Annotated in this window: 16 protein-coding genes; 10 read left to right on the top strand and 6 right to left on the bottom strand. The window is 45.0% G+C overall.

All coding sequences use genetic code 11. The features are described from left to right. Positions 1 to 101 precede the first annotated feature (101 nt). Complete coding sequence (gene araD1, locus Q0590_RS22085; protein WP_302039785.1) at positions 102 to 1,067, top strand: AraD1 family protein; 966 nt, start codon at positions 102 to 104, stop codon at positions 1,065 to 1,067. Between the two features lie 230 nt (positions 1,068 to 1,297). After that, a complete protein-coding gene (locus Q0590_RS22080) occupies positions 1,298 to 2,626 on the top strand; it encodes a GntP family permease (protein WP_302039784.1) in 1,329 nt (442 codons plus the stop codon). A 74-nt stretch (positions 2,627 to 2,700) separates the two neighbouring features. Here Q0590_RS22080 and Q0590_RS22075 read toward each other — a convergent pair whose 3' ends face one another. The 4 genes from Q0590_RS22075 to Q0590_RS22060 form a co-directional block, all read right to left on the bottom strand. Beyond that, positions 2,701 to 3,486, bottom strand: coding sequence for an SDR family NAD(P)-dependent oxidoreductase (locus Q0590_RS22075; RefSeq protein WP_302039783.1), 786 nt, complete (start codon positions 3,484 to 3,486; stop codon positions 2,701 to 2,703). Between the two features lie 135 nt (positions 3,487 to 3,621). Further along, positions 3,622 to 4,680, bottom strand: coding sequence for a sugar phosphate isomerase/epimerase family protein (locus Q0590_RS22070; protein ID WP_302039782.1), 1,059 nt, complete (start codon positions 4,678 to 4,680; stop codon positions 3,622 to 3,624). A 77-nt stretch (positions 4,681 to 4,757) separates the two neighbouring features. After that, on the bottom strand, positions 4,758 to 7,346 hold the full coding sequence (locus Q0590_RS22065; protein ID WP_302039781.1) for a DUF7133 domain-containing protein: 2,589 nt from the start codon (positions 7,344 to 7,346) through the stop codon (positions 4,758 to 4,760). 134 nt (positions 7,347 to 7,480) lie between these two features. Next, entirely contained in the window at positions 7,481 to 8,857 is a 1,377-nt protein-coding gene (locus tag Q0590_RS22060; RefSeq protein ID WP_302039780.1) for a Gfo/Idh/MocA family oxidoreductase, read from the bottom strand. Positions 8,858 to 9,147: 290 nt separating this feature from the next. Between Q0590_RS22060 and Q0590_RS22055 the strand changes: the two genes are divergently transcribed. The 3 genes from Q0590_RS22055 to Q0590_RS22045 all read left to right on the top strand — a co-directional run bounded on the left by Q0590_RS22055 (position 9,148) and on the right by Q0590_RS22045 (position 12,159). Next, positions 9,148 to 9,846 carry a phosphonatase-like hydrolase gene (locus tag Q0590_RS22055; protein ID WP_302039779.1) on the top strand — a complete coding sequence of 233 codons (699 nt, stop codon included), beginning with the start codon at positions 9,148 to 9,150 and terminating at the stop codon, positions 9,844 to 9,846. Positions 9,847 to 10,016: 170 nt separating this feature from the next. Continuing rightward, a complete protein-coding gene (locus tag Q0590_RS22050; protein ID WP_302039778.1) occupies positions 10,017 to 10,910 on the top strand; it encodes an alkaline phosphatase family protein in 894 nt (297 codons plus the stop codon). A 79-nt stretch (positions 10,911 to 10,989) separates the two neighbouring features. Then, positions 10,990 to 12,159: a TIGR03364 family FAD-dependent oxidoreductase gene (locus Q0590_RS22045; protein ID WP_302039777.1), complete on the top strand. Its 1,170-nt coding sequence runs from the start codon at positions 10,990 to 10,992 to the stop codon at positions 12,157 to 12,159. Between the two features lie 68 nt (positions 12,160 to 12,227). Here Q0590_RS22045 and Q0590_RS22040 read toward each other — a convergent pair whose 3' ends face one another. Both Q0590_RS22040 and Q0590_RS22035 read right to left on the bottom strand, forming a co-directional pair. Next, a complete protein-coding gene (locus tag Q0590_RS22040; RefSeq protein WP_302039776.1) occupies positions 12,228 to 12,809 on the bottom strand; it encodes a phosphonate degradation HD-domain oxygenase in 582 nt (193 codons plus the stop codon). A gap of 15 nt (positions 12,810 to 12,824) precedes the next feature. Further along, entirely contained in the window at positions 12,825 to 13,400 is a 576-nt protein-coding gene (locus Q0590_RS22035; protein ID WP_302039775.1) for a helix-turn-helix domain-containing protein, read from the bottom strand. A gap of 589 nt (positions 13,401 to 13,989) precedes the next feature. On the opposite strand from Q0590_RS22035, the gene Q0590_RS22030 reads away from it, so the two are divergent. The 5 genes from Q0590_RS22030 (at position 13,990) to Q0590_RS22010 (ending at position 26,331) form a co-directional block, all read left to right on the top strand. Continuing rightward, a complete protein-coding gene (locus Q0590_RS22030) occupies positions 13,990 to 17,331 on the top strand; it encodes a SusC/RagA family TonB-linked outer membrane protein (RefSeq protein WP_302039774.1) in 3,342 nt (1,113 codons plus the stop codon). Positions 17,332 to 17,364: 33 nt separating this feature from the next. Then, the gene (locus Q0590_RS22025) at positions 17,365 to 18,843 is read left to right on the top strand and encodes a SusD/RagB family nutrient-binding outer membrane lipoprotein (RefSeq protein ID WP_302039773.1); all 1,479 of its coding nucleotides are present in this window, start codon (positions 17,365 to 17,367) and stop codon (positions 18,841 to 18,843) included. 940 nt (positions 18,844 to 19,783) lie between these two features. After that, positions 19,784 to 23,110, top strand: coding sequence for a SusC/RagA family TonB-linked outer membrane protein (locus Q0590_RS22020; RefSeq protein WP_302039772.1), 3,327 nt, complete (start codon positions 19,784 to 19,786; stop codon positions 23,108 to 23,110). Between the two features lie 39 nt (positions 23,111 to 23,149). Further along, positions 23,150 to 24,832 carry a SusD/RagB family nutrient-binding outer membrane lipoprotein gene (locus Q0590_RS22015; RefSeq protein ID WP_302039771.1) on the top strand — a complete coding sequence of 561 codons (1,683 nt, stop codon included), beginning with the start codon at positions 23,150 to 23,152 and terminating at the stop codon, positions 24,830 to 24,832. Positions 24,833 to 24,966: 134 nt separating this feature from the next. Beyond that, positions 24,967 to 26,331 (top strand): sialidase family protein, encoded by a 1,365-nt coding sequence (locus Q0590_RS22010; RefSeq protein ID WP_302039770.1) that lies wholly within the window; start codon positions 24,967 to 24,969, stop codon positions 26,329 to 26,331. Positions 26,332 to 26,347 lie beyond the last annotated feature (16 nt).

Below are 26,347 nucleotides of genomic sequence, written 5' to 3'. Positions count from 1 at the left end.
AAGCTGACCTCTGGGTCTCTTTAGGTATAACTTGGCAGCCTGATTTTATAGAACATACATAGATTTATAAATAAGAGAGTAGTTTAACGCCAGAGAAATTTATGAGAATCATACAGTTTTTGAATGAACGGAACGAAAGCCGTGTAGGAATCGTGGAAAACGACATAATACAGGTGCTTCGAGGAATTAACTCTACCTATCAGCTGTTCGAAGACCTTATTAGCAGAGAGTTGCCGGTAGAGGAAACCATTCAGCAGTTAGTATCCGGCCATTATGAAAAATATGACCAGCTCCTTGCAGAGGGAAAAGTACAATTGCCTTTTGATCACCCAGACCCCTATCATACCTGGATAACCGGAACCGGGCTTACACATCTGGGAAGCGCTGCTTCCAGAAATGCCATGCATGAAAAGCTGAATGCACTTCCTGCCCAGGAACTTACCGATTCGATGAAGATGTTCCAGATGGGCAAGGAAAATGGTAAAATGAAAGACGGCGTGCCTGCTTCACAGCCGGAGTGGTTTTATAAGGGAAATGGCTTAATGGCGGTAGCACCAGGCAAAGCGTTGGTTTCTCCGCCATTTGCTTTGGATGGGGGAGAGGAGCCAGAAATAGTGGGCCTGTATATAATTGATAAATCCGGAAATCCGGTACGGGTGGGCTTTGCATTAGGGAATGAGTTTTCCGACCACCAGACGGAACGAATGAATTATTTATACCTGGCCCATTCCAAGCTCAGGCCATGTTCTTACGGACCGGAATTGCTCCTGGGAGACTTGCCCAGCCACATTACAGGCAAAAGCCGCATAATCCGGGATAAAAAAGTACTATGGGAAAAGGAATTTTTAACCGGGGAAGCCAATATGAGTCATAACCTGGCAAACCTGGAATATCATCATTTTAAGTATACCCTGTTCCGTCAGCCAGGAGATGTGCATGTACATTTTTTTGGCACGTCTGTTCTGAGTTTTGGAGATAACATTAAAACACAGCCAGGAGATGTATTTGAAATTGAGGCCGATGGTTTTGGAAAACCTTTACGTAATACATTGTCAGTTGTACAGTAACTCTTTATATGTAAAATGTAACCATTCCAGCCTGTTAAACAATGAGTTCTATTAGGGTACTGGAATAATGTACCAGCCTATGCTGCACTTTATAGTAGGTACCTTTCACTGTAAAAATATTATTGGGGTAGATCATTTGTAATTCCGTAGCTAAACCTATATCTTACAAAGTCCAAATGATTATGTAAATAGTAATATTTTTCTATCACAATAAACTCCCCTTACAAAGCATGCTTCTCCTGCTGACCATTCTGTTTGCCCTTGCCCTGATTATTCTTGCCATTATTAAATTTGATATTCACCCGTTTTTGGCACTTTTTGTAGGAGCTATTCTTTACGGTTTACTTGCTGGCATGCCTCCCAAACTCATTCTCCAGTCTGTGGAAGAGGGCTTTGGCGGGGTGTTAGGTAAAATAGGACTGGTTATTCTGTTAGGCGTAATGATCGGTACATTTCTTGAAAAGACAGGTGGCGCCTTTGTAATAGCGCAGAAAGTCCTTTCGGTTATCGGAGAAAAATCTGTGATGCTGGCCATGATGATAACCGGATGGATCTTATCAATTCCCGTATTTGGCGACAGTGCCTTTATCATGATGAACCCCATTAACAAATCGTTGTCTTTTAAAGGGAAACTGCCCTATGCTGCTACAACAGTGGCCTTAACTCTTGGGGTTTCCGCCAGCCATTCGTTGGTGCCGCCCACCCCAGGGCCAATAGCTGCAGCAGGTATCTTAGGAGCCGACCTGGGAATGGTTATTTTCTGGGGGATAATCGTCAGCTTGTTATCATTAATTCCATGCTTCTTTTTTGTGAAGTATTATGTGAGTAAAGTCCACCTGGAGCCACGTTTTGCTGAAGTAGAAAAAAACACAGTTGTAACAAAATATCCTTCTTTGGGCAAATCTGCCTTGCCAATTATAATTCCATTGTTACTCATTGTATTAGCCTCTGTAGCCAGTTATCCGACCCATCCGTTCGGAGAAAATGCCTTATCGGCTGTGTTAATGTTTGTGGGAAGCCCGGTAATTGCCTTGTTGTTAGGAACTTTTCTGTCCTTTGCTTTGCCCGAAAAGTTTGATAGAAAGCTGTTGTCATCTACCGGATGGATTGGCGATTCATTGCTGGCGGCGGCACCAGTCATTTTAATTACCGGAGCAGGTGGTGTTTTTGGCAAAATGCTTCAGAACTCTGGAATTGCCGACCTGGTAAGTTCTAATTTAAGCAGTATAAGCGTAGGATTATTACTGCCTTTTTTAATGTCACTGGCTCTGAAAACAGCACAAGGCTCATCAACAGTAGCCTTAATTACAACTGCGTCTATTATTTCTCCGCTGATGCCCACTTTAGGATTGGATACAGAACTTTTAAAAGTTTTTACAGTACTTGCCATTGGTGCCGGAGCAATTGCTATTTCACATGCAAACGATAGTTTTTTCTGGGCCATGACCCAGCTTTCCGGAATGAATATTAAGCAAGGAAACCAGACACATAGCCTGGGGACATTAATATTAGCCTGTACAGCTTTTATTCTACTCTACATATTTTCCTACTTGGTCTAAGATACAACAACCAAAATACAAAAACCGGCCTGAATTGAGTCCAGGCCGGTTTTTGTATGTTAAGGAAACATACTTTATTTTGCTGTCCAGCCGCCATCCACCATCAGCAAAGAGCCAACCATATAGCTGGCAGCATCACTGGCAAGAAAAATAGCAGCACCTTGGATCTCCCGGAGTTCGGCCCAGCGTCCCATTGCCGTGGCACCTACTACAAACTTCTTCGCTTCTTCGGTATGGGCAATCGGCAAATTCATTTCTGTTAAAAAAGGACCAGGACAAATGGCATTCACATTGATATTGAAAGGAGCCAGTTCCAAAGCAAGGGCTCTGGTCATTTGCACAACCGCTCCTTTGCTGGCGGTGTAGGGGGTGCGGTTAGCCAGGCCCACAACTCCCAGGGTACTGGCCAGATTGATGATTTTTCCGCTGCCATTTTTTTTCATAGGTGGGGTTACGGCTCTGCAACAAAGCCAGGTGCCATTTACATTCACGTCCATCACTTTATTAAAATCTTCCGGTGTCACTTCATCAATGGCCCCCCGAATATTAATGCCAGCACTGTTGATCAGGATGTCTATTTTTCCAAAGGTATCCATAGCTTTGTCTACCATCGCTTCGGTTTGGCCGATATTGGTGATATCTGCCGCAAAGGAGATTACTTGTGTACCAAAATCGTGTTGAAGGACCTGTGCGGCACTTTCACCCTCTGCTGCATTTCGGTTCACCAGCATAATATTGGCTCCGGCCGAAGCCAGGGCAGCGGCCATAGCGAAGCCCAGTCCTTTAGACCCTCCGGTAACTATGGCAGATTTTCCGCTTAAATCAAATTGTTTTATTCCTGGGAGTGTTTCGTTGCTCATTCGTATTTTAGTGATATGATTATATAATGAATTTTTTAGAGATACCTTTTATAAACAGTGGCCACAGAATAGAGTAAAACATTAGCTTTTATCTTAAAATACATAAATATAGATAACCGGTATCTGCCACCAATTTTACTTAATTCCTAGTGTAGTTTTACTGTAGGCAAGACACTGCTGTATATTTACTTCTTCTGCTGCCAGCCGCTCATCGGTACTTAGCTGAGAGAACCTGGGGAGGCCTTCTGCCTGTTTGTGCTTCCTGACCATTCGTAGAATTCTGGCCAGTTCCTTGCCATTCATCTGGTCAAAAGTAGCCCAGTATTCATCTTTCAGGCAAGGGATTTCTAGCGGGTCGCGGGTGATCATTTCCAGATTAAAAGTAACGGCTGGGTTGTGTTTTTTACACAATTCTACTATTTTGGGTAAATCAAGAAAACCTTTCCCCAGTGGTACTTCCGATAACAGAAATCCATCCGGGTACTCTTCTACGGCCATATCTTTTACATGCGTAGTAAAGGTATAAGGCACCAGGGTTTCTACTACATGCATAGGGTCTTCCAGGAGAGCTATACTATTGCCAAAATCCAGTGTTACTCCTATATATTCGCTGTTAATTTGTTTGAGTACTTGCACCAGTTCTTCGGCAAACCAGTCTTTATGGTTTTCTACGCCCAGTTTAAGTTTGTGTTTTTTCAGCACCGGTTCGGCCAGTTGCAAGGCAGCAATGGCATTCTGCTTATATTTGTTGTAGGCATCTTTGGATTGGAACGTTTCATACCGCCGTCCTCCCAGGCTTACCGTGCGTAAAATCTGTACTCCGGCTTCCTGTGCATTTTTTACTTCTTGTTTAAAAAGGGAAACATCTTCAGGTTTTTTTGGTAAGGCAATAGATCCTTCCAGGTACATTCCCAGCTTCTCCCGTTTGTCGCGTACTTTTTTAGCAAAGTCAGTTGTCCATTTATTTACCCCAACTTGCACCCCGCCGGCCCCAATCTGGTGGCAATGTTCTATGAGTTGAATAGCATCAGTAAAAGCAGGGTATTTCTGGCTAGATTCTTTGGGATTCCATCGGCTGGCATAGGAATGCACTACTACACCCATGTGCATATCTTTAAAAAGCGAAGGCATGGCCGGGAAGGATAAGGCAAAGGAGGCTAACGCGCTTTTCTGTAAAAAATCTCTTCTGTGCATAGCGTATAGGATTGATAGGTGAAAAAGTATGGGTGTCTGACTTATATTTATCTTGTTTTACTTTCCAGATTAGAACTTTACTTTCCGGTAGTTTCTTTGGTCACCTGTATGTATTTGTCCAGTTCGGTAGCAGTCCAGGGCATAACCCTTCCTTGAGAGGTATTCCTGGTAGTGCCGACAGTGCGACGGCTCACCGGGCCGGCTTCATTTCCCCACTCATTGCGGATATAGGTCAGAATTGCTGTAATGGCTCCATCATCCATAGTGGTATGTGCTGGCATTACCGGAAGAATATCTGGCGTGGTATAAATTTTCCCATTTACCTCAACCGGGCCTTCCATGCCGTGCAACACAATCAGGGCCAGCCGTTTCTCATCACCGGTTACCCATTGGGAATTAGCCAAAGGCGGAGCAAAACGGTTGAGCCCAGCTCCATCCGTGCCATGACACCCGGCACAGGTAGTCAGGTACTGTTGCCTGCCCAGGGCAAAAAGTTTCTGGTCTTCTGCCGTAAGTGGATTTTTCTGCGCTTGATGGCTTTTGGCAGATTCATGCCCTGGCCAAACAAATAAATCTTTGAGAGCAGATAGACGGGAAGGATCAAGGCCATGATCTGAACGGGTCAGCAAACCTGGAGCCGTTGTAAGCTTTATGGGTTCAAGTTTGCTGTTGCTTCCCCCAATAGACAAACCGGTAACAATGGCTTTCTCTTTCCATCCTAGGGTTCCTTTATTGGTATTTAGTAAAGCTAATAGCTGGGTAAGCTCTGCGGCATCTCTTTTCCGGATAATGGCGGTGGCCAGCATTTCCAGAAAAATCTCTTTGGAGGGCTGGGCTGTTTGCCAGGCTGGCGATTGCCAGAGGTGTTGTAGAAAAGTATATTCCTGATTATATAAACTGCTCATGACCGCATCCCGGATTAGGGCAGAAGTATCGTGTTTCGTTATAATTCCGGCTAATACTGCATGAGCCGTTTTTTCACTCAGCACCGGAGCAGATAAGGCTATTTGAAGAATGTGTTCAATGGGTGCCTGCGGATATGCTTTTAATAATGTTTCTTCCAGCTTTACCCGTACCTGTTGATCTTCCTTTGCCAGAGGTTCCAGCAAACGCAGGGCAGCAGTCCATGCAAGCGTATTCTGATCGGAAAGTAAAGTCAGCAGCAGGTCTGGATCTGACATATTCATTCCTTCCAACGTCCACAGTGCATGTAAGCCGCCAAGATCATCTTTTCCTGCTAAGGCAAAATCAATTAATGTCTTTCTTATACTGCTATCCTTCCGTTCCACTAACAGCCGTTGCGCCATATCCCGGTACCATCCGTCAGAATGCCCAAGCTTGCTTATAAGGCCGGTTGATGAAAGTGAAGAAAGCTTTTCAGGTTTGGTAGGTTTCCATTCCTGCGGAACAATACGCCAGATGCGTCCCCGGTGTACTGGCAGCACCAGGTTACGAAGCAAGGTTTGTTCCTTGAGGTAGGGAGTAATATAAGCTCCATGCTGAACCAGACCACGGTACATATCCGCCACATATAATGCGCCATCAGGCCCGGATGCCATGTGTACCGGACGGAACCGTTCATCGGTAGAGGCCAGAAATTCCTTTCCTGGTGTGGGGTCATAGGCAGAAAGCAGCAAGCCATTTTCCTTCACTACATTCCGTTTTATCAGATTGCCGGAAGGCTCGCAGACGAATACATTGCCATAAAATTCCTTGGATAAGGAAGTGCCCCGGTAAAATAGCGGAGAACAGGCTGCTGTAAATTCGAGTAATTTACCCTCTTCATCCAGGGTGCCGGGAATATATCCCCGGTTAACGGCAGGATTGGGGCGGATAGGGTAGATTCTTCGGTCGGTGGTCAGGCCATGATCGATGCCAGTAGTGGAGGTGTGGTTTTTATTACGGGAGAAGTAAGTTGGCGGCACCAGGTCGGCATGAAGCTGAGACCAGTTGTAGTTGTAAATTAATCTCCCCTTATCATCATGGCTAATGCCCCACTGACCCCGGAACTCGGTGCTGTCCCGCTGCCATTCACCATTAATAAACCGGTAGCGGAGCCGTGATTTGGCATTATAATACCAGTTGTCCAGGCCACGCCAGAGGCCGTTTCCAGAATGTTCAGGTAGGGCACTGCCAGCGTACTCTTTGTCGATCAGGGTTTTGGTATCTGCTTTCAGGTCTCCGTTTTTGTCTTGCGTTAGCCATAATGCCTGATTTTCGGCAACCAGTGCTCCCCCAGGTACTAAGGCTAAAGCCCGGGGCATAATCAGGCTATCCAGGTAGATGGTGCTTTTATCCATCTGGCCATCGCCATTGGTATCTTCCAAAACAGAAATGCGCCCGGTGGGTTCATTTTCCCCAGCTGCATCAATGGTGTTCATAAAGCCTCTCATTTCTACCACCCACAAGCGGCCATCTTCATCAAAGGTAATGACTACCGGGTCTTGCACCATGGGTTCGGAAGCGGCTAATTGAATTTTCAAGCCTGGTTGAAGCTGAAAGGAAGCAAGCTCTTCCGCTGGCGTACGCGCCGGAGAAGGGCCCTCATCAGCACGGGCGGAAACCTGCCCTACATCGGAAGGTGTTGTGGCTGGCTTGGGGGTGCAACTCCACAGACCTGCCAGGCAAGCAATAATCAAGCAACTAGAATACACATGCTTCCACATGAGACAAGAGCAGAAAGGAGATTGGTTTATTATATTAACTAACTATCGAAAACCGAACAAGGAAGTAGGAATAAAGAAGAGAATACTTCAACATTCGCCCTTCCTTGTTCAGCTGTTCATTATTCTTTTATTTATTATACAGTGCCTGGGTCCGGATGTTGCCAGGGCTGGCGGTATGGCCGGGAAAGTAAGGCATTTGCTTCCTGGTCACCTACAATTTGACGCTTGGCAGGGTCATATACGATAGGGCGGCCTACTTTCATAGATATGTTTGCCATAATGCAACTTGCCGTTGAGATATGCCCTTCCTCAATATCGGCTATCGGTCTACCATTGGTCTCAATAGCTTTTAGAAAATCAAGCATATGTAACCTGGTAGCAGGGGCTGCATTTAATTCGATTCTTTCTTCATTGAGGTCTTCGGGATATTTCTCTTTCTCATACACGACATCTTTATGTACTTTTTTGTCCTTGTTTTCTTCGCCATATGGAATAAAGTCGTAGGCCATCGTGCTTGCCCATAAAGTACCTTTATCGCCGTACAGGGTAAATGACCAGGGATAATCCGGATTAGCAGGGGTTCCCCAGGAACGGTGCTGCCATACAGCATTTAACCCTTCGTATTCAAACACAGCCGTTTGCGTATCCGGAATATTTGACTTGCCGTCTTTCTGCACATAAATTCCACCGGTAGAGCTAATCTTTTTGGGCCATCCCAGTTTGAGCATCCAGCGGACAGTATCCAGCATGTGCACACACATATCGCCCATAATGCCATTGCCATATTCATTAAAAGTGCGCCACCAGCGGATATGCGGTAAGCCATCGTAGGGCCGCAGCGGAGCAGGGCCAGTCCACATTTCATAATCCAGGAAATCTGGTACCGGCTCTGTTGGAGGGTTGCCATTGGCCCGCATATGGAAGTAGCAGCACATATCTACATGTTTTATGTTGCCCAGCAAACCGGCATCTACTATATTCTTTTTAGCATCTATTAAATGGGGGGTGCTTTTCCGTTGGGTGCCTACCTGTACTACCTTATTGTATTTACGGGCGGCAGCCACCATGGCTTCGCCTTCCATCACATCTACACTAATCGGTTTTTGCACATACACATGGGCACCTGCTTTCAGGGCATCTATGGTTTGCAAGGCATGCCAGTGGTCTGGGGTACCGATTAAAACAATATCCATTTTGTTGTCGGATAGCATTTTCCGGTAGTCGCCATACTGCTTGGGTTTCTTTTTAGATTGTTGCCGCTGGCTAACCATGGTGGCCGCCTGCTCAAGTAATTTTTTATCTACATCGCAGAGGGCTACTACTTCTACAGGTGCAACCTGTATGAGGCGGAACAGATCACTTTTGCCATACCAGCCTGTTCCTATTAAACCCACTCGCAGGGGTTTAGCTGGATTAAAAAGTTGGAAATCCCCAGCACCAAAGGTAGTAAGGGCAAGGGATGCGGAAGCTCCTTTCAGGAACTGACGGCGGTTGAGAGTAAACGTATTCAACTAAGTAAAGGGTTAAGGTTTATGTACGTGAAAAAGTATAAATCGTGAATTTAGTAAATGATCCATCGTTTATCTACGAATGTTACAAGTTTTTTATAAAAAAGCAATATATTATCTATCAAGGTGAAATTGCTTTTATTCTTCAAAAAATAGGTAACAAAAAAATAACACCCCATCCTGACTGATGGAAAGCACAAGTGTTATATATTGGCAACGAATGGCAGCTGTTTGCTGAAGTCTTTTATTTGCCAAGCCTGTTCCAGTGTTCTTCACACCTAACTATATATTTCATGACCATCCAACTTGTAGTTTTTGATATGGCAGGTACTACTGTAAAAGATAACGATAATGTACATGCTGCTTTGCAAAAAGCCTTTGCTATGGAAGGCATATCCGTTAGCCGGAACGAAGCCAACGACGTAATGGGCTATCCTAAACCTGTAGCTATTTATGAACTGCTCAAACTGAGAGGCCATGCAAACCCGGAGGAAGCTTTTATTCAACAGGTATTCAGAAACTTCCAGAATGAGATGGTAAACTACTATCAGCATGCGCCGGAAGTACGGGAGATCGAAGGAGTAAGTCAGTTATTTGATGTACTGCGTAAAAACCGGATAAAAGTAGCCATTGATACTGGATTCGACCGCCGCATTGCCGACACCATCCTGAAGCGGCTCGGGTGGCAGGAAAAAGGCTTGCTAGATGTAAGCATTACCAGCGATGAAGTAGCCAGAGGACGTCCGTATCCTGATATGATATTCCGGGCTATGGAACTGACTGGTGTTACTGATGCCAAGCAGGTTGCTAAAGTAGGCGATACCGCTTCAGATTTGCAGCAAGGAACAGCCGCTGGGTGCCGCTTTGTAGTAGGAGTAACCACCGGTGCGTTTACCAAAGAAGCACTCGTTAAAGAGCCGCATACACATATTATCAGTCAATTATCTGAGTTGCTCCCTCTGATGAATATAGCGTCTGTTGCGGCTGAATAAAACAGGTCTGTTTAAACGGGTGCCCTTGCTGACGAAGATCTGTTTTGTTGCCTGTAAGTAAACTTTTCGTTAAGATTATTTAACTGCCTTTCTTGCTAGCGGATAAAGAAATTTAGTAGCTTTCCGCTTTCTTACTGTTGATTTTCAACCGTGTATCCATAAATTACTTTATGAAAGCTTTCCTGATTTTGTACCTTGGCTTACTGCTAAGCTCACTATCTTATGCACAGCAGTTTACAAATGTGAAACATATTGTAGTAATTGGGGTGGATGGATTAAGTCCTGATGGAATAATGAAAGCGAAAACACCAAACCTGGATGACCTGGTTAAACAAGGGGCGCATTCCTTCAAGGCTCAAGCGGTGATGCCATCCAGTAGCAGTCCCAACTGGGCATCCATGATCATGGGGGCTTCCCCAAAAGAGCATGAAATTACCTCCAATGACTGGGAACGGACGGATATCCGAAACAAGGCCTATTGTGAAGGAAAGGAGGGAGAAACCTTTCCTACTATTTTCAAAGTGATCCGCAGCAACAAGTCAGAAGCAGATATTGCCTGTTTTTATGACTGGGATGGGTTTGGCCGGCTGGTCGAACCTGGTGTCCCTACACTTATTGCCGATGCCAGAGGAGAAGATAGAACAGCCAGGGAAGCGGCCACATACATTAAGGCAAATAAGCCCTTTTTTACGTTTGTACATCTGGATCATGTAGACCACGCCGGACATGATTTCGGACACGGTACAGCCAACTATTATTCTTCCGTAGAAAAAGCTGACCGGTTGATCGGGGAAATTCTGACAAGCTTAAAACAAGCCAATATCTATAATCAAACTCTTATTCTGGTCACTGCCGATCATGGAGGCAAAGGCAAAGGCCATGGCGGAGACACGCCGGAAGAACGGGATATTCCCTGGATCATTGCCGGGCCTGGGGTGAAGAAAGGCTATCGAATACAGGAATTTATTAATACCTATGATACAGCCGCCACCCTGGCGTATGTGCTGGGGTATGTGCCTCCCGCCTGCTGGATTGGAAAGCCAGTGAAAGCTGCTTTTGAATAAGGGAAAAAAAACTGATTAGCTTTTTTCATGCTGCACCGCTTAGTTGAGTAATAGAGAATTGACTTTCATTGACCAACGTATGATACTGAAGAATAATAAAACCGCGGATATAGCTGTAGTAGGTGCTGGAATTATGGGTTTGGCGATTGCCTATACAGCCGCCAAAAAAGGACTGAAAGTAATAGTCTTTGAAAGAAACACTAAAGCCATAGGTGCTTCTATCCGTAATTTTGGACTGATATGGCCTATTGGCCAGGCGCCTGGGAAAGCGTATGAACGGGCGCTGAACAGCCGCAAGGTATGGCAGGAACTGGTAAATAAAGCAGATTTATATGCAGCACAAACTGGTTGTTTGCATCTGGTATATAACCAGGATGAACTGGCGGTACTGGAAGAATTTATGACTACGGCACCAGGGCATGGCTACCAGTGCCAATTGCTGACACCAGAGGAAGTAAGCCAGAAAAGTAGTGCGGCAAAAACTCATGGATTGCTGGCAGGTTTATGGAGTACAACTGAACTAACCGTTGATCCGAGGGAAGTAATCAGTCAGTTGCCGGCTTTTTTGGAATCGCAGTATAGTGTGCAATTCAGGTTTGGCACGGCTGTTACTTCTATCACCATGCCGTATGTAGACACAGCTGTGGAACGGTGGCAAACAGATCATGTATATGTATGCAGTGGGGCGGATTTTGAAACTTTATACCCGTCTGTTTTTGCGGGCAGTGGCTTAACCAAATGTAAACTACAGATGATGCGTACCGGTTCTCAGCCTGGAGGATGGCAGCTGGGACCTGCCTTATGTGCCGGTCTTACCTTACGTCATTATGCTTCGTTCAGGCATTGTACCAGCCTGGCTGCTTTGGATAAACGAGTATTAGCAGAATCGCCAGAAGTTGAAAAATGGGGCATTCATGTGTTGCTCTCTCAAACCCGGCTTGGCGAACTTACCATTGGCGATTCGCATGAATATGACCTTACACCAGATCCTTTCGATAAAGATGAGATAGACCAGATTATTCTAAACTACCTGCATACATTTGCTCATTTCCCGGACACCCATATTGCCCAACGCTGGCATGGCATTTACCCAAAACTTCCCGGACAAACCGAATTCATTGCACAGCCGGAAAAAGGAGTAACCATTGTAAATGGCCTCAGTGGCGCCGGCATGACCCTCTCTTTTGGCCTGGCTGAAGAAGTTCTGCAAGCAAATGCTATTACTGCCAGCTGGCAGGTGGGAGGCTAGGGAGTAATGAATAATGACTAATTGCTTGATTTACATTGGGTATTCAATTTGGGAAAGTGCCTACCTGATCAGGAATTCTCAGCTTTATTCAGGCAATTCAAGCACATTTGTTTGTAGATGGCCAGATCGGGTAGGGGAACATGTTCTTCCTTGGCTAGTTCATCCCATTTCCGCATCCGGATACTTAACTCAAACAATTCATCTTTTTCAAAGTCAGCCGCTTCTGATGCACTCATGCGGCCTCCCTGAAATTCCAATGTCCGTTTGCTGGCTTCTGAGAGTTGAGTATAATAGTCAGGGTGTTTAAACGTCAGATACCGTTTGGCTTGTACATGGCTTTCGACCAGCTTGGCTACCCGTTCTGGAAACCCTTTGCTTCGTAAAAAGTTAGCTCCCAATTTTTCATGGCTCATCACGCCATAGCCATCCATTTGCTGCGTTTGGTCGGAAGACAGAAAATGGCCGATATCGTGGAAAAAGGCCGCCAGAATTACTTCTTCATCAAATCCTTGTTTGGCCGCAAGCTGGGCACTCTGCGCCATATGCTCCAGTTGGGATACAGGCTCGCCAATATAATCTTCTGCTCCGTGCTTTTCATAGAGCGCAAATATTTCTGCAGTTACTGCCTTATGTTTTTCTTGTAAGTCCATAAACTTTGTCAATAGTTATTCAGTAGGTACCAGCAGATAGATTACCAGCATAGAAACCGCATGCTGGCTTTTGTTTACCGGAACATGGGGTATTTTTCCATTGAAGAAAAGCGAATCTCCGGCTTTCAGTTCTACGATCTCTTCACCCAGGTGATAGTCTACTTCTCCGCTCAACACAAATTTAAATTCATAGCCATCCGTCACTACTTTCTCCCGCTTCGAGTCTGGTTCCAGTTGAAGGATGACTGCTTCAAATGCCATGTTTAATATATTCTGACTTACGATCAACTGATACAAAAAACCGATGGCTTCTTCTTTTTCCAGAGGAATATATTCTTCCTTTTTTTTGTGGATATAACTACCGCCTCCATTTAACTCAATGCCATTGAAAAACTCACTCATTTCTATCTTCAGCACCTGTATTAAGGAAAGTAGTACAGGCAAAGAAGGAATGGTGCGGCCATTTTCAATTTTCGACAATAAGCCTTTGCTGATCTGGGCCTCTTCGGCGAGTTCGTGTAATTTTACTTGTTGCCTCTGGCGTATTTCTCTGATCTTTTTTCCAATCCTGAGTATTATCTGACCATTCATAAAAGGGTAGCTAGTTATGTCGCTGTTTTGCTTCAAGATATGTAAAGTGTAAACAGGCTTAACAGGTGTAAAGTATTTCCATAGCAGGAGTTGCCGCGGGAAATATACAATACTCAGGTTTACTTAAAGTTACTTAAATATTATTGTTTATTTATATTAAACAAATGAAAGAAAAATTTTTATAAATTAACAAATAATTAAAGAACTGTTTAATATAAGTAAACTTTACATTTTTATATTTGACGTGTTAAAAGCACATAGAAGTTGAATAATTGATTGTTTACCACATCTGGTAGTTTGCTTCTGTACCGGATGTAATGTATAAAATACCTGGAATACCTGCTACTCGTTCACATAAACCTGTCTAATTTCCTGACCTGTAAACCAGATGCCTATGTACAAAAAAAAAGCATAAGTTGCTGAGTAGGAAAAAGCAAAAAGCCGGAACTGCGGCAACAGTCCCGGCCCAATAATACCTGTTTTCTACTCCTTTTCGCACCAGTTACCGCAAAATAACTACTGCCTGGCAGTAGAGTGGCCTTATTATGTCTTAACAAAATCCTAAACCTTTATTAAAACGTACAAATCTATGAAAAATACGCTACATTCTAAGCGTTGGCCGAAAAGAAAACGGCCTTTACCTACCTTGGTTCAGCTATGGGTATGCCTGTTTCTGCTATCCATAGCAACCATTGGAACAAGCCAGGCACAAGGAAAACAAGTGTCGGGCAGGGTAACCTCAGCCTCTGAATCGTCTGCATTGCCTGGTGTAACCATTCTGGTTAAGGGAACAACTACCGGCGCTACGACTGATGCAGATGGCCGGTATAGCCTTAGTGTCCCGGAAGATGCAACTACGCTTGTTTTTTCGTTTATCGGGTATGCTTCTCAGGAAATTCCGATTGCCAACCGGTCCGAAATCAATGTGCAGCTGGAAACAGATGTTACTTCGCTTTCTGAAGTGGTAGTAACGGCTCTGGGTATTGAAAAACAGCAGCGGGAACTAGGGTACGTAACTCAAAAAATTAGCTCAGAAAGCCTCATTCAGGCACGGGAAACCAATGTTGTGAATCAGCTTGCCGGAAAAATTGCCGGTGTAACGGTTGTAAGCAGCCCTTCTGGGATTGGTGGTTCTTCCAGAGTTACCATCCGGGGTGAACGCTCGCTGAATATCAATGCGAACCAACCGCTGTTTGTTATCGACGGCATGCCCATAAGCAATAACTTTGTAGGATCGTCTGGCCGTAACAATCAGGAAGCAGATTATGGAAATGGAGCAGGGTTTATTAATCCGGATGATATTGAATCTATGACGGTGTTAAAAGGAGCCAATGCTTCAGCGTTATACGGTTCCAGAGCAGCCAACGGGGTAGTGGTAATAACCACCAAAAGTGGCAAAAATACCAAAGGGTTAGGCATATCTGTCAATTCCAATGTTACCTTTGATACCCCGCTGCGCCTGCCAGATTACCAGAATGTGTATGGCCAAGGCTTAGGCGGCGAGTTTAGTTTCAAAGATGGTTCTGGCGGGGGCTTACAAGATGGCGTAGACGAAAACTGGGGACCTAAAATGGAAGGACAACTGATTGTGCAGCATGATTCACCTACCAATAAAGGCTTACGGGCTGGTGATACAGAGGTGCCAGGTGGACCAGGAAATGCAACTGCTACGCCTTTTAGTCCACATCCTGATAATATTAAAGATTTTTTTGAGGTCGGGCAGACGTTTACCAACAACATAGCCCTTACTGGCAGCAACGAATTCGGTGATTTCCGCTTGTCGTATACCAATCTGGATCAGAAAGGGATAGTGCCTAATACTGACTTAAAGCGCAATACTTTTGCTTTCAATGGGGGCTACAAGCTAACAAAAAAATTTACTGCCAGAGCCAATGTAAACTATATCCGCAGCAACAGCGACAACCGGCCCAACCTGAGTTATGGTACAGAAAACATTATGTACTTGTTCAACTGCTGGTATGGCCGCCAGATTGATACCAAGGCTTTACGCAATTACTGGCAGCCAGGTCTGGAAGATATTCAGCAGTTCAACTTCAATTATAACTACCACGACAATCCCTATTTTAATGTCTATGAAAACACCAATGGACAAAATGTAGACCGCATCATTGGAAATATTACGTTAAGTTATTTGCTTACCGATTGGCTGAGTGTGCAAGCCCGTACCCAGGTAGATTACGCAGATGAGTTACGTTCACGCAGGAGGGCGTTTAGCACACAGCGCTATCCGTTCGGCTCCTTCCGCCGCGAAACAGTCGAAACCATCGAAAGGAACTCAGATTTATTGCTGCAAGCAAATAAAAGTTTTGGCGAAGACTTTACTCTCAATGCTACCTTAGGGGGAAACCAGCGGGTAAATACGTTTGATTACCTGGATGTATTTGCTTCCCAATTAACGGTTCCAGGGGTGTACAGCATCAACAACGCGAGAGTGCCTCTGGAATATGGGTCTACGATGACTAAACGAAAAGTGAACAGCCTGTTTGCCCAGGCACAAGTAGGTTTCCGCAACTTTCTGTTCCTGGACCTGACTGCCCGGAACGACTGGGCCAGTACACTTACCTTACCGAATGGCGTAGAAGGAACAGCCGATAATTCGTACTTTTATCCCTCTGCTTCCTTAAGTGCCGTGGTGAGTGATATTTTTGTGTTGCCTGCATTTATATCATTTGCTAAACTACGGGCGGGAATTGCCCAGGTGGGAAATGATACCGAACCCTATCAGTTTGCCCAGCCATTCAATCCGGCTACTCCGTGGGGCACCACGCCTACCTTTGGGGAAGTTTCGCAGATACCCAACCTGAACCTGAAACCAGAGATTAGTGCTTCCCAGGAATATGGCGTAGACCTTCGCTTCCTCAACAATCGCATTGGGCTGGATGTAACCTACTACCGTAACGACAGCCGGAACCAGATCATCTTCGTGCCCTTGTCTAACACCACAGGCTATGGAACTGTTGTGCAGAATGCCGGTCTGATCCGGAATCAAGGCTGGGAAGTGATGTTGAACCTGGTGCCGGTACAAGCAGAAAACAATGGTTTCCGTTGGAATATAGACATTAACTGGTCGCGCAACCGGAGCGAAGTGAAAGAACTGGCAGCTGGCATCCAGAGATACCAGTTGGCCGACCGGTATTTCTCTGTGGAAGCACGCGTAGGAGAACGCATGGGAGATATGTACGGATTTGCCTATCAGCGGGTAAGCAATGATCCAGCCAGTCCATATTACGACCCAAGTGGGCAATATGTAGGACAGATCATCAATGAAAATGGCCGTCCGCTGCGTACCGGCAATACGGTAAAACTAGGGAACTACAATCCTGACTGGCTTGGCGGTATCTACAACACCTTCTCTTACAAAAACTTTAACCTTGGCTTCTTATTCGACATCCGGTATGGTGGCCAGGTATATTCACATAGTTATGTAGTTGGCCGCGAAGGCGGACAGTTAATAGAAACCCTGGAAGGCCGCGCCAACGGATACGACTTGTCTGTAGAGGGCAATGGGGTTTATTCGCCAGGTGTTATTCTGACTAAAAATTCAGACGGATCTAACTCCTTTCATGTGAATGGCAGCCAGCCAACGGACCGCGAATTAAGTGCCCGTGAATGGCATACCGCTTTTACTTTGGGCCGAAGTGTACTGGAAGGGGCTATTTTTGATGCTACCTTTGCAAAACTCCGGGAAGTAAAATTTGGCTATACCATTCCTGATAAAGTGTTAGGAAAGCTGCCTATCCGGGGTGTTAACTTTTCCATCGTTGGCCGCAACCTGGCTTTATGGACAAAAGTACCCCACATTGACCCGGAGACTTCCTCGGTTGCTGGAAGTACCGTTATTCCCGGGGCAGAGTCAGTGGCTATCCCATCTACCCGCAACATCGGCTTCAACTTAGGCTTCCGCTTGTAAATTATTTTCTATCACCGACTACTAACGACACGTATGAAAAGATATAGAAACCTGAAAATCATTTTTATGGCACTGGGCTTACTGCTGCTCAATGCCTGTGATAAAGATTTTGAAGAGATCAACACCAACCCCAATGTGCCCAATACCGTAACGCCAGACCTTTTGTTGCCTAATATTATCCGCTCAACGGTGAATGAAGTCATGGGGATGTCCTGGGGTATAGGCAATATTGTCATCCAGCAGACAGCCAAAATTCAGTTTGTGAACGAAGACCGCTACCAGTGGGGAGAGCAGAATGGCATTTGGAATACCATGTATACCAATATGCGGAATGTAAACAATGTGTATACGATTGCCGAAAAAGCAGGACAAAGCAACTATATGGGTATAGCTTTGGTCATGAAATCCTGGATGATGTCTCTGGTAACCGATTCCTACGGCGATGTACCCTATACGGAAGCAACGCAGGGAAAAAGCAGTGTCTATTTCCCCAAATATGATACCCAGGAAACGATCTACAACGGCATTCTCTCAGACTTGTCACGGGCAAATGAGCTGTTTGGGTCAACGGCTGAAAACGTGCAGGGAGATATTTTGTATGGAGGCGATGTAGAGAAGTGGAAAAAATTAGCTAACTCTCTCCGTTTGCGGTATTTAATGCGGGTTTCTAACAAGCGGAATGTTGGACCAGATATGCAGGCAATTCTGAATGACCCGGCGACTTCACCCATTTTTGAAGAGAACGACGACAATGCTGCTTTGCTGTATCTGCCAACCGTACCCAATCAGTTTCCTTTATATACTTCCAGAATTGGTTCGTTTAATGAGTTCCGGCTGAGTAAAACTATGGCCGATAAGTTGAAAGAATACAATGACCCCCGCCTACAGGTATTTGCCCGCCCAACACCAGCTTCTACCGGTACGGCTACCCCTGAATATGTTGGCGTTCCGAATGGACTCGATGATAATGCTGCACTTCAGTATAATGGGGGTGCTAATTTTATGTCCCGGATTGGTAATCCTTATTATATAGATGGCTTTGGTACCCCTACGCAGGAACAGCGGGAAATTGCCAGAGGTATTATTATGACCTATGCAGAACTCCAGTTTATCCTGGCAGAAGCCGCGCAGAAAGGGCTTGTTACTTCCGGTACAGCTAAAGAATATTACGAGCAGGGGATACAGGCATCTTTTGAGTATTTTAAACAGGACCTTCCGGCCGGATATCTGGCTCAGCCTGGCGTTGCTTTTTCACCGGCAACCGCTTTGCAGCAGATTGGCACACAAAAATGGATTGCCCTGTTTTATTCCGGACTCGAAGCATGGTTTGACTGGCGAAGAACCAATTATCCGGAACTTACTCCTGGTATATCCAATGTAAATGGAAACCGTATTCCTGTGCGTTTTATTTATCCTGCTTCGGAATTTTCTCTCAACAAAGAAAACGTAGAAGCAGCAGTAGCCAGGCAGGGACCCAATGACATAAACACCAAAGTTTGGTGGGACCAGTAAGTAATGATGATATAGCAGCCTATTTAACATACCTAAAAATTCAAAAAGCGTAGATAGACTCTACGCTTTTTTTATATACCCTGGACGGAATTGTACCTTGTATTTTCGGGCAATTGTTAAAGCCCCATAAAACTGTTGTAAAAACAACTATTACCTGTACTAAAACATTCGTCTTAACCCGAGTGCGATGATGATTAGATAAGTAGAACACTGAATATATGAATGAGCTGTACGCAAAATCTGTATAGGTTAACGCAAAAAGCGTATAATAGCCACCATAGAATCCCTACATTTAGATATCTTATTGAGCGGACGTATAAAAAGAATAGCCATACTACTGATATATTTCTGGTAATATACACTTTTGCATGAATCGCTCCCGGTTTTAGGACTGATAACCGGGAAATAAAGTCAAGTAATTTTTTGAATGCATTCTCTAATCATGCTACCGGACAGCAGTAAAGGAAAACCAGGGACAGGCAAAAACGCAAGCGAATAACTACACACTGGAACTTTACTGCTGTTTTAACTAAGCCATACACGGCTACTACTGCCTACAAGTTTGTGAACTGATTGTTGTCTTCTACATGCCAGATAATCTGCTGAGTTTGTAGGTAGCTTATTACTAAGTAGCCAGGTTTTATAGGCTTCCAGGTATCTCACAAACGAAGACACCAGATTAACATCCATAGCCTGCATACTGAGCCAAAATAAGTAAGCTGAAAAATAAAGTAGAAGAAGTCAACAGGGAGAAGCCAGAGGAAAGAACCTCCTTCTGCATACAGTTACAAAATCGGCTCGTGCAAGCAAAAAGCCTTATCCAACCAATAACCACCCGGCATGAGAAAGAACCAGCCCCAAATTTCCTGAAGTAATTATACAAGCGTAGCTCAACTCAGATTTTGCAAATCATTCCTAGTACACACTAACTACTAAAACCATGAATGTAAACGATTACCAGAAAAAAGTTCTGCGCAGGTATCTGTGCTTGCTGATAATGGCCGTTCTGCTGGCCGGAAATAGCCTGGCACAGGTTGCGGATATTACGGTTTCCGGGCGCATCACGTCTTCCGAAGGTGGGGAAGTACTACCGGGGGTCAATGTACTGTTGAAAGGTACCAACAATGGTACGATCACAGGTGTCAACGGCGAATATTCTATTCTGGTACCTGCTACTAATGCGGTCCTGGTTTATTCGTATGTAGGGTATAATACCCTAGAACAGGCGGTTAATAACCGGACTACTATCAATGTTTCGCTGGAACCAAGCTTAGGTAACCTCAGTGAGGTAGTGGTAACGGCCTTAGGCATCCAAAGGGAGCAAAAGTCACTAGGCTATTCGGTAGGCAAAGTAGAGGGAGCTTCCATAACTAATGTGGCGCAGGAAAACGTGTTAAATGGCATAGCTGCTAAAATTCCCGGAGTTACCATCAACCAGACGAGTGGAGTAGGTTCTTCAGTAAGTGTTGTAATCCGTGGAGCAAAATCTTTATCCAGTGACAACCAGCCTCTATTTGTAATTGATGGAGTGCCGGTAGCCAATGGACTCAATAATTTCCGGGTTATGGGCGACCGCAATGAAGTAGATTATGGCAATGCCATTACTGACCTCAATCCGGATGATATTGCCAGTGTTTCCGTCTTAAAAGGACCCAGTGCAGCGGCGTTGTATGGTTCCAGAGCAGGCAATGGCGTAATCCTGATCACTACCAAAGCCGGTAAAAAAGGACAGCCCCTAGGAATCTCTTTTTCATCAAGCAATGTGTTCGAAAAACCTGTGGAATACCTTGATTTTCACTACCGGTATGGGAATGGCGAGCGGAACAATACCTTTGATGAAGGATCAGCATACTGGGCAGGTCCCCAACTGGATGCTGGCAACCTGGCACCTCAATGGAATAGTCCGGTGGATGCCAATGGAAATAAAGTACCAACCGAACTCAGGTCTTACAAGGATAATATGAAGAACTTCCTTCAAACAGGCTTTACCTCGACCAACAATATTGCCCTATCAGGTTCCGGAGATAAAGCTACGTTCCGGATTTCTCTCAACAACATGGTAAACAAAGGCCTGATTCCTAATTCTGATCTGTACCGGAATGCCATTTCTACCAGCACAACCTATGATATCAGCAAAAATGTACGGTTGAATGCCAACATCAACTTGTCCCGTTCTAATTCCAACAGCCGTCCATCTACCGGGAACCGGGGAGCCAATCCGGTAGAAGCCGTTTACTTCTGGCCTCAGGTAAATGTATCTGATCTGAAAGACTACTGGATGCCAGGCGCTGAACAAATTCAGCAACGTTCGCCGCATCCCTCTTTCGATAATCCGTATTTCCTGGCCTATCAGCTGACTAATGGCTTTGTGCGTGACAGGGCCTTCGGTAACCTGAAACTCGACTGGAACATCACCCCCGACCTTACTGCTTTTGCCAGACTATCGCACGATTATTTTATTGAAAACCGGGAAACCAAAATCCCGCAAAGTTATAGCCGGGTTAGGGGAGGAGGGTACCATTTACAGGATATAGCCCGTAACGAAACCAATGCCGACTTTCTGCTGACGTATAAGAAAACCTTGAATAGTTTTGATTTGAGTATTTCCGGGGGTGGGAACTACATGAAACAAAACTACCGAGATATGTATACCGGCAGCCAGAATAGTAATCAGGTATTAATCGTACCAGGATTGTACCGCTTATCTAATATTCCCGCAGACAAGTTGCTAACCAATAACTTTACGTCAGAAAAAGCCATTTATAGCCTCTATGGCATGGCATCCTTTGGTTTCAAAGATATGCTGTATCTGGATTTAACTGCCCGTAACGACTGGTCGAGTACGTTGCCTGCCGCTAACCGCTCTTATTTTTATCCTTCTGCTTCTCTAAGCTGGCTGGCAAATTATACGTTTGGACTACCGCAGGCTATTTCATTACTCAAGTTCCGGGCCGGATGGGCGCAAGTGGGTAATGATACGCAACCTTATCAACTACAAAACACTCTGCAAACTGGATCATGGGGTAATCTGATCACAACCGGTGTTCCGGCTTCTTTGTTGAATGCGCAGCTTAAACCCGAAATAGCTACTTCTACCGAGGTGGGCATGGACTTGAACTTATTTAACAACCGGATACGGTTCGAAGGAACCTACTATTATGTTGCCAACGAAAACCAGATACTGAGTATTTCTTCCCCGTCATCCTCCGGGTATACCAGCCGCATGGTAAATGCAGGTTTATTAGCCAGCCGGGGCTGGGAACTCAGCCTGGGGGGTACACCTATCCGTAGCAGTGACTGGAACCTGGACCTGACTGTGAACTTCACCAGAAACCGGACCACGGTAGAAGAACTTGCTGATGGGTTGGAATTTATTACCTTATGGGATGATAATGGCGGAGGTTCCTTTACCAGAGTTGGTGAAGAAATAGGCAACTTGTATAGCCGGGGATATGCGTATGTGAAAGATCCCAATTCTCCCTATTACAAATGGCCAATCCTGGATAAAAATGGCGAATGGATTTCTGTAAATGACCGTGATGCCAGAGAAAAAGTAGGAAATTTTAACCCAGACTTTCTAATGGGGATGCAAGCCTCACTCTCCTACAAACGATTTACTCTGAGTGCCAGCTTAGACTGGCGGGCAGGCGGTGAATTTCAGTCCTACACCTACCGCTACGGAGAGTCTGACTGGAAGTCAGAACGGCAGCTAGAAAACCTGATTGCCGGGGGGCTTTATTCAGAACAAGAGCTGATCGCTTTATTAAAATCAGACCCTCACAAATACATCATTCCCCAGAATGGAAACTTCCCCAGAGTAGGAGGACATACACAAGAAACCGGTGGCTATCCGGTAGATGATGCCTATGATGGAGCTTTTATTCCTGGGGTGATCGAGACATCCGACGGGGTATATGAAGAACACTTGGGCGGACCCAATACAAATATCTACCCCATATCTAATATGTATCCCTGGAGTTATAACAAACAAATTACCTTCGATGCTTCCTTTATTAAATTACGTGAAATCTCCCTGAGCTACGATCTGCCTAAGTTCCTGGGTTTACGCAATGCCAATATCTCTGTTTTCAGCCGCAACATCATGCTCTGGACCGCTGCCAAAATAGGTATTGATCCGGAAAGGGCTTTCCAGATCACTGGTGGCGCCCAAGGAAACACAGCGAATGCATTTAGGCAGGGGATAGAGCTCCAAAATGTGATGCCCTGGACTATTCCTTTCGGGTTCAAGCTGAACTTCAGCCTGTAAATTCATCATGTCCTGTATTTTCATTTTAACTTTTTATCCATGAACTTCTTTAGAATTATCAATAAATCTGCACTCATTCTGCTGCTGGTGATTGTATCCTCCTGTAAGGATCAGCTAACGGAAATGAACGAAAACCCGAATGGAATAGATCCGGCTACCGCTAACCCCAATCTGCTAATGCCTACCGTAATGACAGGAGCTGCCAAAAGTTATCTGGAGCTGGGCTTTGGAGATATTGCTGGCGTAATGCAGCACACCCAGAAATCCGGCTGGTATAGTGGACATAACACCTATGACTGGACACCTCAGGATTGGGCTGGCTGGTATGGACTCTTGCGCAGCAACAACTTGATGTTTGAGCGGGCAGTAGACATGAACCTCAAATTCCATCAGGGAGTAGCCTTAACTATGAAATCTTTTATCTTCGGAGTCATTACAGATCTTTGGGGAGATGCTCCCTATACCAATGCTGTAAAAGGTAATCTGGGATCAACAGAATTTAATCTGCCAGCCTTCGATAGCCAGGAGGTAATTTATGCAGGAATTATTAATGACCTGAAGTCGGCTTCTGAACTTTTTGCTTCGGGTGATGTAACGGGTGTTCTTACCAACTATGATGTATACTATAAAGGGGATGCTTCTAAATGGCAGAAATTCGCAAATACGTTACTATTGCGGTACTACCTGCGCATTTCCGATAAAATGCCAGACGTAGCCAAAGCAGGTATTGAAAGCATTTATAGTTCAGGCATCTATATTAATGAAGCGGGTGATGATGCCACCATGAGTTATATTGGAGCAAGCACTGATAATGCCTGGCCAGGTACCGTCGGTGGCGATGGCTCTGATGTGCGGAACCGTAAACCGGCCATACCTCTACTTAGCAAGTTGATGGCTTACCAGGACCCCAGAATGAGTGTTTGGTTTGCACCAGTTCGTGTCCGCTGGATAGCCGATCCAACCTTGCCTACCGCTGTCGATGCGTTTATCCGGAAAGACGGCGTAATTCAGGAAGGAGTAACCTCCATTATGGATGAACAATTCCAGAAAACACCGGGGAATTATACCCGTCATTTTAATCCGGCGCTATATAACGGAACCCTAGATACCGGCGAATACGTAGGTATGCCGGTTGGTATCCTGCTGCCAGATGCCTATAATGGAAACCCTACCCCAGGCCAGGTATTACAGAATCAGCATGTCTCGCAACTAGCCGATATTTACAGGAAGGGAAGTGGTGATCTGTTAAAAGCCAGATTGGCTTCTGCTGCAGAAACGCATTTTATATTAGCGGAAGCGGCGTTAAAAGGATGGTCTGTGGGTAGTGCAGAAGAGCATTATAAAGCCGGTATCGAAAGCTCTCTGGACGCATGGGGCGTGGCCGGTGAATTTAGTACATATATTGCACAGGAAGGCGTATCGTATACCGGTAGTCTAGCTCAAATTATGGAGCAGAAATGGATCGCCAGTTGGACAGCTGTCACAGAAGCCTGGTTCGATTTCAGAAGAACGGGTTATCCTGAATTACAAGCTGGTCCTGCTTCGCCTGAACCCGTTTTGCCAGTGCGCTTTATTTATGGAGATAATGAAATTCTGTTGAATGCCAACAACTCTAAAAATGCCATAGATAAATTGCAGGTAACGCCACATTCCGGCTTACGTGGAAAAAATAGTCAGTGGTCTAAACCATGGATTATCGCAGGTACAAATAAACCTTGGTAGATAGGTAAGTTACCTACCATTAACCAGACCTGTTAGGTTTTCAAAAACTGACAGGTCTTCTTAACTTATACAGTTTGTGTTCATACTATTTTTACTTCAAGTTTTTGTACTTAGTAGTAAATTGTTTAGTTAACATGAGATATACATTAATCCTGACATTACTTCTGCTGTTAACTGTTGGCTGTCAGCCTCCGAAAGAAAACAAACAGGCTTCAGACTCTTTTCAAGCCAATATTATTTTCCCATTACAACGTGAGCACGTACATGGGCCAACCATTGTGGAATTACCCAACGGCGATCTGCTTTCCGCATGGTTTCAGGGATCTGGTGAACGCTGGGCGGATGATGTACGCATTATGGGAGCCAGGCTGTGTAAAGGAGATACCACCTGGTCTGCCCCGTTTCTGATGGCTGATGTAGCGGATTTTCCAGACATTAATCCCATGTTGTTTATGGATACCCAGGAACGTTTATGGCTCATGTGGTATCCTGTATTGGCCAATCAGTGGGAAACCTCTATACCGATGTACCGGATCAGTACAAAGTATACCTCAGCAGGTGCTCCCGAATGGACCTGGCAGGATGTGCTGTTTGTAAAACCAGGTGATAAAAACGAACGTGGCATCCAACCGAATGACCGCTTTGTAAAAGCTGTACAACATCAATTAATTACGTATGAAACATACTTCACTGAAACGTTACTTCCCCAACTTCCTGACAGTATGCAAGCGAGCATGCAGGTAGAATGGCAAACGTATAAAACGAAAATGGATAGCCTGGCCAAAGGAAAGAATATGATGCGCAGCGGACGTATCGTAGAAAACGGGCAAACAACTACGAAGGAGCTTGGCTATCCGCTTTCCACCAGAATGGGCTGGCAAACAAAAAATAAACCTTTTATTCTGCAAAACCGCCTTATTGTTCCTTTGTATTCTGATGGCTTGGATTGTTCACTATTTGCCATTTCGGACAATTGGGGCAAGACCTGGCAGTTTAGCAATCCAGTTATGGGAGGTGCTGGTATTCAACCAACAATTGCCCTTACGAAAGACAGTCTATTAGTAGCCTATCTGCGGGACAATGGCCCGCCTCCCCAGCGAATGCAGCGAACGGAATCCAGAGACAAAGGACTAACCTGGACCATTGCTAAAGACGATCAACTGCCGAATCCTGGTGCAGGTTTTGATATGGTCACCTTACAAGATGGCAACTGGCTAATGGTATATAACCATACCGAAGAAGGTAGATACAACCTGGAAGTAGCCCTTTCCACAGATGATGGAAAAACCTGGCAATGGCGCAAAAGTCTGGAAAACGATACCCGTGGCAAACAAGCCACAGCCAGCCATTATCCGGCCATTATCCAGGGAGCAGATGGCAAGATACATATCGTCTATAGCTATCATTATAACGACCGGGAAGGCCAACCGCACAAAACCATAAAATACTCCAGTTTCCCGCCAGAATGGATAAAAGATCAGCCGGTAGCAGAAAAGTAATATTACCTCAAACAGT

The sequence above is a fragment of the Rhodocytophaga aerolata genome (assembly GCF_030503435.1).
Classification (GTDB): Bacteria; Bacteroidota; Bacteroidia; order Cytophagales; family 172606-1; genus Rhodocytophaga; species Rhodocytophaga aerolata.
This window is presented reverse-complemented; position numbering and strand designations above follow the sequence as displayed.

Bases quoted from the DNA above. Each gene is read 5' to 3' on its own strand.
- araD1 (WP_302039785.1), top strand. From the start codon at position 102: ATGAGAATCATACAGTTTTTGAATGAACGGAACGAAAGCCGTGTAGGA.
- Q0590_RS22080 (WP_302039784.1), top strand. From the start codon at position 1,298: ATGCTTCTCCTGCTGACCATTCTGTTTGCCCTTGCCCTGATTATTCTT.
- Q0590_RS22075 (WP_302039783.1), bottom strand. From the start codon at position 3,486: ATGAGCAACGAAACACTCCCAGGAATAAAACAATTTGATTTAAGCGGA.
- Q0590_RS22070 (WP_302039782.1), bottom strand. From the start codon at position 4,680: ATGCACAGAAGAGATTTTTTACAGAAAAGCGCGTTAGCCTCCTTTGCC.
- Q0590_RS22065 (WP_302039781.1), bottom strand. From the start codon at position 7,346: ATGTGGAAGCATGTGTATTCTAGTTGCTTGATTATTGCTTGCCTGGCA.
- Q0590_RS22055 (WP_302039779.1), top strand. From the start codon at position 9,148: ATGACCATCCAACTTGTAGTTTTTGATATGGCAGGTACTACTGTAAAA.
- Q0590_RS22050 (WP_302039778.1), top strand. From the start codon at position 10,017: ATGAAAGCTTTCCTGATTTTGTACCTTGGCTTACTGCTAAGCTCACTA.
- Q0590_RS22045 (WP_302039777.1), top strand. From the start codon at position 10,990: ATGATACTGAAGAATAATAAAACCGCGGATATAGCTGTAGTAGGTGCT.
- Q0590_RS22040 (WP_302039776.1), bottom strand. From the start codon at position 12,809: ATGGACTTACAAGAAAAACATAAGGCAGTAACTGCAGAAATATTTGCG.
- Q0590_RS22035 (WP_302039775.1), bottom strand. From the start codon at position 13,400: ATGAATGGTCAGATAATACTCAGGATTGGAAAAAAGATCAGAGAAATA.
- Q0590_RS22030 (WP_302039774.1), top strand. From the start codon at position 13,990: ATGAAAAATACGCTACATTCTAAGCGTTGGCCGAAAAGAAAACGGCCT.
- Q0590_RS22025 (WP_302039773.1), top strand. From the start codon at position 17,365: ATGAAAAGATATAGAAACCTGAAAATCATTTTTATGGCACTGGGCTTA.
- Q0590_RS22020 (WP_302039772.1), top strand. From the start codon at position 19,784: ATGAATGTAAACGATTACCAGAAAAAAGTTCTGCGCAGGTATCTGTGC.
- Q0590_RS22015 (WP_302039771.1), top strand. From the start codon at position 23,150: ATGAACTTCTTTAGAATTATCAATAAATCTGCACTCATTCTGCTGCTG.
- Q0590_RS22010 (WP_302039770.1), top strand. From the start codon at position 24,967: ATGAGATATACATTAATCCTGACATTACTTCTGCTGTTAACTGTTGGC.